The sequence below is a fragment of the Burkholderia sp. Tr-862 genome, from assembly GCF_011753085.1.
In the GTDB taxonomy this organism is placed as follows: Bacteria; Pseudomonadota; Gammaproteobacteria; order Burkholderiales; family Burkholderiaceae; genus Burkholderia; species Burkholderia ambifaria.
Genome location: NZ_VWWG01000085.1, coordinates 1 through 13,560, shown reverse-complemented (window position 1 = coordinate 13,560; position 13,560 = coordinate 1). Strand labels below are relative to the sequence as shown.

The 13,560-nt window shown below is 65.0% G+C and carries 7 protein-coding genes and 1 pseudogene; 4 read left to right on the top strand and 4 right to left on the bottom strand.

The features are described 5' to 3' along the window. Positions 1 to 189: 189 nt before the first annotated feature. A complete protein-coding gene (locus tag F3J14_RS21430; protein WP_166724720.1) occupies positions 190 to 765 on the bottom strand; it encodes a YbhB/YbcL family Raf kinase inhibitor-like protein in 576 nt (191 codons plus the stop codon). A 486-nt stretch (positions 766 to 1,251) separates the two neighbouring features. Here F3J14_RS21430 and F3J14_RS36220 point away from each other — a divergent pair. The 3 genes and pseudogenes from F3J14_RS36220 to F3J14_RS21415 form a co-directional block, all read left to right on the top strand. After that, positions 1,252 to 1,347: pseudogene (locus F3J14_RS36220) on the top strand (glutathione peroxidase); the annotation flags it as partial. Positions 1,348 to 1,375: 28 nt separating this feature from the next. Next, complete coding sequence (locus tag F3J14_RS21420; protein ID WP_166724719.1) at positions 1,376 to 2,533, top strand: alkene reductase; 1,158 nt, start codon at positions 1,376 to 1,378, stop codon at positions 2,531 to 2,533. Between the two features lie 99 nt (positions 2,534 to 2,632). Continuing rightward, positions 2,633 to 3,382 (top strand): SDR family oxidoreductase, encoded by a 750-nt coding sequence (locus F3J14_RS21415; RefSeq protein WP_166724732.1) that lies wholly within the window; start codon positions 2,633 to 2,635, stop codon positions 3,380 to 3,382. 296 nt (positions 3,383 to 3,678) lie between these two features. Here F3J14_RS21415 and F3J14_RS21410 read toward each other — a convergent pair whose 3' ends face one another. Further along, positions 3,679 to 4,341, bottom strand: coding sequence for a hypothetical protein (locus tag F3J14_RS21410; protein WP_166724718.1), 663 nt, complete (start codon positions 4,339 to 4,341; stop codon positions 3,679 to 3,681). Positions 4,342 to 4,985: 644 nt separating this feature from the next. Next, the gene (locus F3J14_RS21405) at positions 4,986 to 7,070 is read right to left on the bottom strand and encodes a hypothetical protein (protein WP_166724731.1); all 2,085 of its coding nucleotides are present in this window, start codon (positions 7,068 to 7,070) and stop codon (positions 4,986 to 4,988) included. Positions 7,071 to 7,315: 245 nt separating this feature from the next. On the opposite strand from F3J14_RS21405, the gene F3J14_RS21400 reads away from it, so the two are divergent. Further along, positions 7,316 to 8,434: a helix-turn-helix transcriptional regulator gene (locus F3J14_RS21400; RefSeq protein ID WP_166724717.1), complete on the top strand. Its 1,119-nt coding sequence runs from the start codon at positions 7,316 to 7,318 to the stop codon at positions 8,432 to 8,434. A gap of 35 nt (positions 8,435 to 8,469) precedes the next feature. Here F3J14_RS21400 and F3J14_RS21395 read toward each other — a convergent pair. Next, positions 8,470 to 13,560, bottom strand: a 5,091-nt coding sequence (locus tag F3J14_RS21395; protein WP_166724716.1) for an LWXIA domain-containing protein, incomplete at its 5' end; no start/stop codon positions are given.

The following is a 13,560-nucleotide window of genomic DNA, read 5'->3' as shown; positions in this document are numbered from 1 at the left end:
CCTTGTCGGCACGACTGCACTGGCGTCCGCCTTATAGTCTTGCTACTGATTCGACCGTGCGTACGCGTCGATAAATCCACGATCATTCTCGGGCGACGGCAAGATCCCGGCTATCGCCCCGTAAAGCTATCTGTCGCGAGCGAGCACCCGAGATGTTGATCAAATATGCTCTCGCCCGGCGCCTCACGTTCAATTCAGCGATCGGTAGTAGGTCGCGATATATCGTGCCTGCCCAAGGATGTTTCCATGCATCTGATATGCAACGACTGCCGCACTTGATGTCGATTTCACGTCGACACTCGGGATGGACAGCGCAGATACCGTCACGATATATCGATGCGACTCACCTTGCGGCGGGCATGGCCCGCCGTACTTGGATTCGCCAAAATCCGTCAGCGTCTCGAGCGCACCCGCCGGCATTCGTCCCACATCTCCTGATGCCCCCTTCTGAATCGACGTTTCCGAAGGCGGAATATTGACGACTTCCCAATGCGTCCATCCGAGCCCTCCAGTCGGGGCGTCAGGATCGTACATGGTGACGACGATGCTTCTTGTTCCAGGCGGAACGTGCGCCCACGAGACTTGAGGCGAGACGTTATCGCCACGACACCCAAATCCGTTGTATACCTGCGCATTCGCAAACCGACCATCGTGGTCGAGACCGTCAACCTTGACAGTAAGCGGATCAGCAAAGGCAACTGCTGGCATGACCGTGAAAAGTATCGTGGAGCAGATACTCGATCGCAGAAAGATACCAAATCTCATCTCGCACTCCTAAGAAAGGTTCAGTGTGATTTTTCGTGCGACCGGATTGACATACTCAAGATACAGCGTATGTAACGATCGTCGAGGCGAATTCTAGGCTCGAGCTTCAAACATAAGTAGCACCGCGGACGTTCTCACCATATTGCTCGGGCGACAACAATCCGCAATGTACGGAAATCTGGGGCTGCTCTACAAACACCACACCGTGCCCGTCGAGACCAATACAACGACAACCAGATTCGTCCCGATAGCGTCGCTCTAAGCCGCACCGCAACTCTGCTTGATGGAACGCGAACAGGTAGAACACACCACGACGCATTCGAGCTCCGGGATGGCCTGATATTTCGATGACACGACGATGCCGGGAGGCACCTGGCATCGTTAAATCGGGCCGTTGGTGCATTTCGCGCACGAATGTATTGCCCCGTGACTCCATCGACCATGAAACAGTCGCACTCGATAATGTTCACCAGCAACGATTAACCGGTACTGGGCGCCGTATCGGGCAGCATGACCTCACCGCAAGTGTTCATCAACGGCCGGTACATCGGCGGAGCCGAAGCATTCGAACCATACCTTTAGGGCTAAGTTGCCACACAAGGAAACAAACATGACTCAACTTTTCAAGCCGTTCGATCTCAACGAGATTCCGCTGGCAAATCGTATCGTCATGGCGCCGATGACGCGATCCCGCGCTGCAAACAATATTGCCGATGAACGCACCGCCCTCTATTACGCGCAACGCGCGACCGCCGGCCTCATCGTGACCGAAGGAAGTCCTATCTCCCGCGAGGGCCAGGGCTATCTTTTCAATCCGAGCATCTATTCAGACGAACAGGTAGCCGGGTGGAAGTTAACCACGGACTCGGTTCATGCCGTCGGCGGCAAGATTTTCGCTCAACTGTGGCACGTGGGTCGTGTATCGCACATGAGCCTCCAGCCTGATGGCGGTGCGCCACGCAGCGCCACATCCCGGCTCGCAAAAGACTCGATCGTGTTTGCTTACGACGACAATGGGAAGCCGGGGTTCGTCCCGACGTCAACGCCGTCCGCATTGACGACAATCGAGGTCGAACGCGTGGTCGAGGACTTCGTTTCCGCTGCGGCCAACGCCATCGAGGCCGGATTCGACGGCGTGGAAATCCACGCGGCAAACGGATATCTGTTCGAGCAGTTTCTGAATCCGCTGGTCAACGATCGCACTGACCGCTATTCAGCGACAACGCGCGAAAATCAGTTGCGCTTCGCGCTGGAAGTCGTTGACGGCATTGCCGAACGTATCGGCGCCGGCAAGATAGGCATCCGGATTTCACCGTATGGGCAGCTATTCGATATGCCGCACTACCCGGGCATTCTCGATACCTATGGCTCGCTTGCGTTCGAGCTCGGCATGCGGCGCATAGCGTACATCCACGTCATGGATCAGTCGAACGTCTCGGTGGCGCCCAGGGACGACACCGCCTCGGACGATCGCACGATCGAACTGCTGTCCCGCATCAAGCGCGAGGCAGACAAGACTTCGATCATCCTCGCAGGAGGGATGACGATCAACCGTGCGAAGGCACTTTTTAATGATGGCCTGATCGATCTCGCTGCATTTGGACAGCCATTCATCGCAAATCCGGATCTCGTGCACAGACTCAAAACCGGATTGCCGCTCGCTACGGCCGATCGAGCAACGTACTACGGTGGCGGCCTGAAGGGCTATGTCGATTACCCACCGTTCGATGCGCAATTTTCAGCGGAACCGCTCGAAAACGTCACGTGAACAACGCTGCTGTTCGAACCCCGTCCAAACACCTTCGTGATGGCGCGCCCATTGCCAGAGCGAAGGTATTGCATGCCACCCACTCTGACCAACTACATCATGAACACGCTTGCAGGAAAGGTTGCAGTCGTCACCGGCGCAAACAGCGGTATCGGATTTGCCATAGCCTCACGTTTTATTGAAGAGGGGGCGAGTGTCGTTATCGTCGGACGCCGAGCTACCGCCGTGGACGAGGCGGTTGCACGACTAGGTGAAAATGCCACTGGTCTTACCGGTGACCTCTCCGACCTCACGACACACGAACGTGTTGCGTCACTCGTTGCCGAGCGCTTCGGCAAGGCTGATATCTACGTAGCGAATGCCGGTACGAACGTGATTACGCCATCTGATCAAGTCTCGGTTGAAGAATATGACAGCCAGTTCGCAACCAATACCAAGGCAGCCTTTTTTGGCGTGCAGAAGATTGCACCACTACTTAGCAATAACGGTTCAATCATGCTGATAAGCTCCATCGCAAGCAGCAAGGTGCTGGACGGGCATACCGTCTATGCCGGAAGCAAGGCGGCGCTCGAAGCTTTCGCCCGTAACTGGGCTCTGGAGTTCAAGGAACGCCGCATCCGCGTGAATGTCATCAGTCCAGGTCCGACAGACACCCCGATCCTCGGGAAGCTTGGCATTACGGCAAAGGATCGCCCTGCTTTTGAAGCCGTTATGGCGGGTGCTATTCCGTTTGGGCGACTTGGGCGCACCGAAGAAATTGCCAATGCTGCGCTGTTCCTCGCAGGAGACCAAGGCAGCTTCATTACCGGCGTCAATCTGCGAGTTGACGGCGGAATTTCACTAGTCTGATCCCGAGGCCGGTCAGGGCGAATACCGCTGACATTGACCAATCTCTTCGCCCTTGTCAGGATAACGAAGCGATGCACACGGTCCCTCAAGTACATGCGAGCGCCGGCCCGGCCACCCCAGCTGCGTGCCGGGCATCAGCGCCGCATCCATCTCGCGCAGCCGGCCGCGCGAGGCTAGCCATTCGAGCACGACCAGCGCGCTGCCGGTGCCAAGCGAATGCGCGACCGCCCGTTACGCTTGCCGCGATAACGCTCGACGAGCGCCAGATCTTTTGCGCTCGAATCGAGGCGTCCCGCTCAGGCTGGCAGCACGAGCAGTGTGTTGCCGGCCTGCTGGTTCCAGTTGTCGAGCGCCTGCAGATAATCGCCCGCCGGATTCACCTTGAACGCGAGCTTCGCGGACGCCACCGTGACCACGCCCGGCTCCGACAGATTGAAGCCCCACTCCACGCCGCCCAGATAGGCGCTGTGCTGCACATCCACCGCGATCGTCACGAGCCGGACCTGCACCAGTTCGCCGACCCGCGCCGCCATGTGCCGGGGCGTATCGACGATCCACGCGCGCTGGTAGCCCTTGCCGCGCCGCGAGCCCGCGCCTGACAAGGTCTGGATGCCGCTCTGCTTGATCCAGTCACGCAACTGCGGCGTGATGTTCGGCGTCACATCGCGGATGGGCCGGGGCACGCCCAAGTCATTGGTGCCGTACCAGGGCGACACACTGTTGGAATCGAGCGACCAGCCGTTCGCCGCGCGCTCCCGTTCGCGATCGTTGATCCACTGCCCCTGCGGCCGGATCAGCTGGACCAGCCGCACGTTGTCGCTGTCCCGGTCAGCACGGAACCAGAGTGCCGTATCGACGCCCACGTTGACGCGCCCGCCCACCGGTTCGTCCGGGCTCGAGTTGTAAGGGGCATACACGGCGAACTCGAATTCGCCGCCCGAGGTGGAAATTGTCGTCATCGATTTCTCCTGGATGAATTGAGCCTGCCCTGAGTTGGACGTGAGCGCGCCGCGCGCGTGAATGGCGTTGTTGGATAAATTTGGTGGGACGGTGACGTTTGCGCGCAACCGCCGATCTGGCGCCCCGCTCAACAATTCGGGTTCTGGTGAGTCGTCGGGCTGCGCTTCACAGTTATCGCCCTTCCCTTCAGCTCGTCGTCCTGCGACGAAACGGGCGAGGACCGGCGACGCGTCAAGAAGGCAGCGTGGTGCGCGATGGAGCGCAGCGACGGACACGGCAGAATCCGCGCAGCTATGGTCGGGAGAGGTGGATGAAGAAACCGGGGAAACGAAGGTGTCGCTAGCGCCAATTGCTCGACGAGGCGGAACGCCCCGCGCGGCAAGCGCGCTATCCGAGCGGAGCGCTGACGGCGCGCCGCGAGATTGGCGTGGCACGCGGCGCAGTCCAAAGAGCAGGATCGAAGTGATCGCGCATGCACTGCGCGAAGGCCTGACCGTGCTGCCGCTTTCCGACGAAGTCAGCGCGGAGGAAGTCGTGATTCGTGCCCCCCGCCCTCGCCCGCGCCGTGGCAACAACAAACCGGCGGAACGGCGAACCGTTCCGCCGGACGACTACTCACCGGCCGTACTCGGCAAGATGCTCGTCACCGGTCGTATTCGAGCGCTTCGGAGAAGAGCGTGTCGACCGTATCAGACCAACTCAGGTTCACGAACGAGAAGTCGGTGCTCCCCGTCCAGCCGGCCACCGACGGAAACGCCACGCCCTGATCACCCGGCACGTCGAGCGTCACCGCGGCGCCCGGCTGCGCCGGCAAAGCTGGCGCGGTGCCGTTGACGAACATCGGCGACGGCTGCCCTGCCGCGGTTGCGCGAATCTGCACGTTGCCCCGCTTGACGAATGGCAGCCCCGCTTTCGACGTCCAGCTCAACGGGAACGTCGCGCCGCCCGCAAACGTGCTGGCGGTGCCCGGAGTCAGCCGGTCGCGGGTCGACTGCGCCACGTCGTGCCATGCGTACTGGCGCAACGCATCAGGTGACGGCGACGGCGTGCGCAGCCGGAGCGTATAGTGCCGGGTCGGCGTCGCGGTGTTGCCGTTCTGATAAACGTCGATCGTGTACGCGCTGAACGGCTTGATGTCGGCGAGCTCGGCGGCGCTCAATTGCGGCTTCGCCCATGCGGTATTGTTGCGCGGCGCATCGCCCGGCCACGAAAACAGGCCCTGGTTGGCCGGATCCTGTGCGACGCCTGCCAGGCGGTAATTATTGCGGCACTGGGGCGCCTTCGGCAGCGCGGCAAGCTGAGCCGGTGTCTGCCCGCTCGCAATCTGTGCGCGGATGTTCAGCGTATCGCAGGTGCCGCTCGACGGCTGCAGGAACACGCCATTGCGCAACCCGGGGCCGTTGACGATCGCGAAATCCACCGGGGCGCCCGCCGCATCGACGGTTCCGACCTGCAAGTTCATAGAATCGATGAACGCGTTGGTGCCCGTCATCGGAATCGCCGCATTCAACCAGTCCCACTTCTGCGCGTTTGCGTTCACCTTGCTCAGCACTGCGCGCTGATTGCCGACGACGCGCCAGCCCGTATCGCCGCTCGCCAGACTGCCCGCCCGGACGGCGAGCTGCACATGCTGTTGCATGCCGTCGCGAATACCGTCGGTGCGCGTCCACGCGAACTTCACCCACATCGTATCGCCGGCGACGACGCGGATCACTTCCGGCAGGCTGAAGCTTGCGTTGTTCATTGCATCGTCGGCGACGATGCCCGGCGCGCCGCCGCCGGCCGGTGCGCCGAACTCCTGGTCGACCGACATTCCGTTGTTGAGATAGGCCGCGGGCACGCCGTTGTTCAACGCGCCCGACGCGACGTCATCGACGAAGATCAGCCCGCACGCCGGCACCTTGCCGTCCGCGCGCGCAGCGCCGGTCGAGCCGGCGAAGCACTGGTTGAGGGCACTCCGCAATCCAGCCAGATCGCTGGCACTCGGCAGATTCGACACCGTCACACCACCGATCGTCGCGGCGGCCGGCAAGCTCGCCTTGTCGCTGGCCTGCGGCGCGACGCCGGGAGCGAGCTGCAGTTGCACCGGCGTATCGCTGGACGCACCCGCGACCGAACTGATCTGCACGCCGCCGTTCGGCAATACGTTGATCTTCACCTGGTCGAGCAGCCGGTCGAGTCCTGGCGCACCAGCGGTCAACGGCCCGGAAATCAGGTCGACGCCCGTGTTGCCGGTCGCGGCCAGCAGGTCGGCCAGCACCGCGGAATAGGCCTGCACCGTGCCGGCAACGGCCTGAGCGGTGACCTTGCTTTGCAGCAGCCCGGTGTCGCCCAGCAACTTCGTTGGGTTGTCGCCGACGATCGTCGCGGCGATCGCGTTCGTGATCGGCGTGATGTTGATCGTCTGCGTGCCGCCGGTCGCACTGAGCGCGATCAGGGTCGCTTGCGAATCGGCGACGTTGCCATACGCGGACAATGCGAAGGGCGCGGTCAAGCCGGTCACGGTGCAGTGAAACGCACCGGTCGCGGCATCGGCCGGACAGTCCACCGATTTGCCGGTCGCGTCGAGCAGTTTCACGGTCGCGCCCTGCATCGCCGCGCCGGCCGCCGCGACACCGCTGACCGTCTGCGCGGCAGGTTCGGGAGGCGACGAGGACGAACTGCCTCCGCCTCCGCAAGCTGACAGCACGAGCGCTGCAATACCGGACACGACAGGTTTGAGTTTCATTGCTTTTCCCCGAGAGTCTTCTGGTTGCCAGGTGCGATACGCACCGCGCATGCACGCTGGTCGACGGGGATTCTCGCAAAGGCGTTTTTTGTGTTCATCATTCAAGTGAATGAAAATCGCGAAACAATGCGGCCCTGAATGCAATTCAGCTGTGTTAGCCTGAAAAAAATTCGGTATTCGAAGAGATATCGTCATACAAAAACGCCATATACGAAGACCAAGATCGCGATTCGCCGGGGGCACGCATGCAACGGGACCAACTTATCGGGGATCTCTATGAGGCCGCGCTGCATCCAGACGGTTTTCTCGAAATATTCCATCAGGTATCCGAATCACTCGGCGCAAACGTTTTTCACATGTTCAGCTGGGATACCGCACGCAACGCGCCGAAGTTCTCGATCTATTCGCCGCGCGCCGAGCTGGACGGCATCGTCGCACTCTACGACCAGTACTATGGCGCGCTCGACCCGCGCCGCAGTTTTGTCGAAAATGCCCCGCTCGGCGAATTCGTGTGCTGCCAGGATCACCTGAGCGAGCGCGACGTCGAACGCAGCGAGTTCTTCCAGGACTACCAGATTCCGTCGGGCATCCGCTATCTGATGGGCGTGCGCCTCGCGCGTCCGGGCAGCGACGACATTCTGCTCGGCTTGCTGCGAGCGCACGGCCGACCGCCCTATTCGTCTGAGGAACGCGCCACGCTGGCGAGCATGGCGGGACATCTGCAACGCTCGATCAACCTGTGGCAGGACGCGCGCATACTGCACCGCGACGCCATGCTCGGTGCCGAACTGATGGAGGAGCTGGACTTGTCCGTCTTCGCGCTGGACCGGCATTCGCACGTGGTATTCGTCAACCGCGCGGCCGAATCGATGCTGCGCGCGACCACCTGCCTCAAGCTCGAACACGGGTGCCTCAGCGCCGCGGGGGCGCCGCAGAACGATGCGCTGAAGGCAGCGCTGGCCCGCGTCGCGAAGACGCGCAAGAGCGAGAGCCTTGCGCTCTCCAGCACCCTGAGCGATGCGCACGAAATCTTTCTCGGCATCGCGCCACTGTCGGGGCAAGCGCTACAGGCGACCTTCGGCGACGCGACGATGCTGATCACGGTCAGGCAACGCAGCGCAGCGCCACTCGTCGTCGCGCAACAGTTGCGACAGGCGTTCGGCTTGTCGAGCGCCGAAGCGGCCGTTGCGGAAGCGCTGCTCTGCGGCAAGACGCCGGAGGAATGCGCGGCGAATACCGGCGTCGCGCTCACGACCATTCGCACCCAGTTGCGCGCGATCTACGAGAAGACCCATTCGCGCAACCAGGCCGAGGCCGTTGGACGCATGCTCTGGGTGCTCCCGCAGCGCAAGCGCGAAAGCTGACCCGCCGATGCTGAGGGTCGGCCTTCGCCCGGTGCTCACCCGACAATGACTTGCTGCCCCGGAGCGATCTCGCCCGGATTGCTCGCCAGGTTCCGGTTGAGCTGCAGGATCTCGTTGAGCGCGACGTTGATCCGCTGACCGTCGGACATCCGCTGCTGCTCGTCGGCCGGCACGTGGGCCGCAGCAAGCAGCGATCCTTCGTGACGTTCGGCGATCGTCCACAACGAATCGCCGGCCACCACGTTCACCGTCAGCGGTGTTGGCGTCGGGCTCGGCGAGCTCGTTGGGGCCTGTGCCGGTTGCGATGGCGCACTCGACGGCTGCGCGCTTGCCGATGCCGATGCCGAGGCCGACGGCGTCGCGGACGCATTCGGCTGCGCCGGCGCGGTCGTCGCGCCGGGCGACGGCGCGAACGATGCGCCCGGCGCCGGTGTCCCGGCATTCGAACCCGGCGCGTTCGGCGGCGAACCCGGAGGCTTGTGCTGGTCGTCCGGCTTGGTCGCCGACGTGTACAGGCTGATCCCCTGCATGATCCCGAAGATCGCGACCGGCGCCAGCGCGATGCCGGTCGGCAAGCGCTCCATCCACGGCGTCAGATTCGGGAAATGCGAATGCAGCCGCCCGGCGCCGAGCAGCGCCCCGGACATCGCGGTCAGCGAGCCGGTCACCGGATCCACCGTCAGCGCGGTATGGACGCCGGTTGCGATACCGACCGCCGACGTCAGATAGTCGCCGGTCGCGCTCGCGATCCGCGCCAGTTGACTGCGGTTCTCGGCATTCACGCCGCGCAGGCTGCCCTTGTAGACGATGCCGGTGTAGACGGCGCTGAACGCGCCGCCGATCGCCTGTCCGCCGGCCAGCAGGTCGCCGTGCGTGATCGCCCTGAACGCATTCATCGTGATCGAGCCGCCGTAGCCGCCCAACGCCAGCACGCGGCCGATCCGGCCAATCGAATGCCGCGGGCTGCCGTGGTGCAGCAGCTTCAGCGACGTCCCGCCGACCACGCCCTGCATCTGCGCGAGCATGTCGGCGGCGATCGCCTTCGTATGCGCGACGGTGTCGTCGAACGACAGCATCCCGTCGTTGTTCAGCGCGCGAAGCTGCGCGGCCATCGCCTTGCCTTCGTGCGCGATCTGCTCCAGCTGCGTGCCGCGGGCGGTCACGTCGAAGCCGTTCGCCTTCAGCTGTGCCTGCAGCCCGCGCACGAGCCGGTCGACGACGCGGTCGAACACGCGCGGATCGCCGTTCTTCAGGCTCGCGACCGCACCGTGGTGCAGCGCCTGGAACACCCGACCGACCCGCAGGCCCGCGTACAGCGAATTCGTCGCGGTGCGCACCGACTCTCGCCCGACCCAGACGAGCACGCCCGCGCCGGCGCCGCCGGTCAACGTGGCCGCGGCGATGTCGCCGGCGATCCGCTGCTTCGAAGGCGGCGGCGTGTTCTCGCCGATCGGTTCGTCGTGCACCCGCAGCGCATGCAGTTCCGCCTGCGCGCGTTTCTCATCGGGAATGTCGACCTTCGCGAGCTGGGCCGCTTCGCGGCGGCTCGCACCGATCGGCTTGGTGCCGTCGTTGATCAGCGCCGGGTCGTGCACGACCGCGTTCCAATGTTCGCGCGGGTCGACGGCGGACGGCCGCTTGCCGGTCGTCACCCGGTCGGGCACGTTGCCGCCGTACGCGTCCAGCCAGCGCCTGCCGAACGTGCGGGCGCCCTTGTCCGTCTTGGTGCGCGGTGCGTTGCCGCTGGCCTCCCACAGCGTCGTCGCATGCTCGATCGTCGCCTTGCGCGCCTGGTTCAGCCACACGGTCGTGTTGCCTTCATAGATCTTCTGGCGCAGCGCGGCCACCTCGGCGGGCGTCATCCCGTCCGCGACGCCGAGCCGCTCGACTTCCGCGAACAGCAGCTGATGCTGGTTCGCGAGCGTCTGCCGGTCGACGCGCTCGAACACGCGCGTCAGCGCATCGGCGCCATGCAGGCGATTGATGATCTCGGGCCGGTTGCGGTTTTCGACGATCAGCTTCGCGAGCGCGCCGGTGAGATCCTGGTTGCCGATGAAGTCCGCGCCGTGCGTGCCGTACGACAGCCCCATGTGCACCCATTCGAGCCCCTTGCGTTCGAGCACCGCGCGCAGCAGCTTCTCGTGGCCACCGCCCGGCACCGATTCCGGCACCGCGTCCCAGCCGTGGAACGTGACCATCACGTTCGGCGCCATCGTATCGGGATGCGCGTTCGACCAGCTCTCGAGCGCGCTCATGACCCGCACGTAGTCGTGATACGTGTCGTTGGTGCCCGACTGGAACCGGTAGTCGGCGCCGGACACGAGCGCGCGCGACGGCGCGGTCTCGAGCCGGATCGCGAAGCCGGTGCGCGCGGCCTCGTCGAGCCAGCGATGCAGATGCGCGAGATCGTCGAGCGCGAGCGCCGTGCCGTCCGAGTCGGGCGCGGGATGGATCATCCCGTTCTCCCCGTCGAACACGGCGTTCTTCTGGTCGCCGAGCGCACGCACCGCGCGCAGGAAGTCGGGATCGTGCGCCTTGCCGAGCACCGCGGCGAGCGAGTGCGGATCGATCACGAGTGTGACGACCGGCATCACGCCGCCGTACCGCTCGACGAGCGCCCCCATCAGCGCCGGATCGTCGCTCAGCGAGAACGAGCGCGCCATCGGCACCATGCGGTCCTGCAATGCCTCGTCCGAGCGCGTGAAGAACTGCCGGATCCGTTTGTCGGCGACGGTCGCGGCGCCCAGGTTGCGCGTCTGCGCGCGCACCTTGCCCGGCACCGGCAGGAAGCGCGACGCCGACGTCGACACGTCGCGCGCGACAAACAGCTTGTTGAGCATCGTGCGCCACATGCCCACGTCGACCATCACGGCCTGCGGCTCGCCCTTCAGCACGAGGTTCACGTTGCCCGGCCGCTGCGCCTGCTTGTTGTACGCCTCGATCTGCTCGTGCGTCGCGAAATACTGCTCGGGCTTCGCCGCGCCGTTGCGCAGGCCGAACTGGACGACGGTGGCCGCCGACAAGCCCGGCTGATACGGTTCGATCGACAGCGGCGCGGGCGCGGCGCCGTTGCGCCGCAAGCGCCGCAGGTCGCCGAGCACCTCGTTGTAGCCGTGCCGCGTGCGGGCCGCGAGCGCGCGGAACGGCGCCGAGTTCAGGCTGCGCGCTTCCGCATCCTTCCATTGATCGTGCAGCGCCTTCGCGCGCGCTTCGAGCGCAGCGACGCGGGTCGGCCGCGCGCTGTTCAGGAAATCGCGCGGCGACAGTTGCGTGAGCAGGAAATGCACGTCCGTCCCGAAGCGATCGTTGCCGATCGGCATTTCGTCGAGCGGCACGCCCGGATGGTGCGGGTTGTTGGCCTGCGGGATCTTGTCGAACCAGCGCATCTCGCCGTTGCGCTCGGCGATCAGGCCGAGCGGGTCGCCGAGCGCCTCGGCCACCGGGCCGTCGGTCCTGAACACGTAGATCACGTGGCGGCCGCCGTCGAGCGCGCCGTTCCGGATCGCGCTCAGCAGGTGCGACACGCTGTTGCCGCTGAAGTCGACCGCGTTGAGCGCGGACTTGTCCGACGGCAACAGATGCGGATCGACCGGCGGCGGCGCGGCGTTCGCGTCGTCACCCTCTTCCGCCCGCGAGAGCGGCCGGCGCACCGGCACGATCGACTGGAACAGGTCGCCGGCCGAGCGGAACGGCTTCTTCTCGACGGCGGGCGCCTCCTTTGCCGGTCGGAATCCGCCGATGCGCTCGACGGTCGCGGGCGTCACGTCGCTGACGACGAAGCGGATGCCGCGGCGCGGCGACCGGCCGACCGGAATGCCGCCCCGGCGGCGACGCCGGAACACCGTGCGCAGATCCTGCTCGGGAATCTCGGTATCGCCGACCGACGCCTTCTCGAAGTACTTCCACTCGTGGTTCGTGTTGAGTTCCGCATGGCCGAGCACCTTGCCCGTCTCGTCGTCGACCACGTGAATCCAGCGTTGCTCGCCGGACACCGCGCGCACGGCCTGGCGCGGCCGCTTGAAGACGGGCGCGTCCTGCAGCTTCGACACGTCGGCGGCGAGCGTCTGCTCGATCGTGTGGCCCGCCGTCGTCACAGGCCACGACGTCTTGCCGTCCGGCGTCTCGATCTTCGACGGGCCGCCGAACTGCACGAGTTCGTCGTGCGCGACCGGCGATACGTAGAAATCGTACTTGCCGCGTGCACGTCGGCCGCCGCTGCCGGCGTTCTCCAGCGCCTTGCTCAGCGCGTGCGGTACGCGCTTGCCGTTCAGCATCCGCACCGGGCCGAGCGCGCCGTTCGCGTCGGTCTCGAGCACCGCGACGAATGCCGGTGCCGGGTGTTCGGCGGTCCCGGTGGGCGGCGCGGCATGCGACGTGATCAGCACATGCGCGTTGGGGCCGAGCTGGCGAGCGAGCCCGTCCAGCGTCGGCGCATGCCGGCCGTCGACCCGCGTGAGCGTGCGGCGGCCGAGCGTGTCGAGCCATGACGCGGCACGCGCCTGTTCCGCGTCGGCCACGGCGGTACTTTCCGGTGTGGCAGGCACGGCCGAATGACCGGGCACGGCGGCAGGCGTCGAGCCGGACGGATCGCCCGCGGCGCTCGCGAGACGGCTGGCCGGCCCTGCCGGCCCGATCATCGGCCAGGTCGGGCTGCCGTCGACCGCGCCGACCGCACGCGTTCCGCCGGCATGCACAGCCGTATAGCCTTCCGGCAAACCCGAACGATCGACACCGGCGAGCCGGTACGACACGTCACCGGTCGCCGGATCGCGGGTTCGCACGACATACATGTCGACGCCGGCCGGCTTGTACAGCTCGCCGCCGTCGGGCGTGGTGATGCGCAGCGCGCTCGCCGGATCGTGGCCGAGCGCCGACAGCAGCACGACGTCGGTCGGTGCGGCCGCGTCGACGGCAGCCAGGTTCGCGGTGGCGCTGGCCGCGACGCGCTCCTGCGGCGTCAGGTCGCCCTGTGCGAACGCGGCGGCGTCCGGCAACGCTTCGGTCGGCACGTATGCGTGATTGCGCGGCCCGGTTTGCGCGGCATCGAGTGCCTGCCCGAGATCGTCGTGCGCGACCGTCCGCGCGCCTTCCGGCAACGCGAGCGGGGCATCGGCACCCGCGCGGCA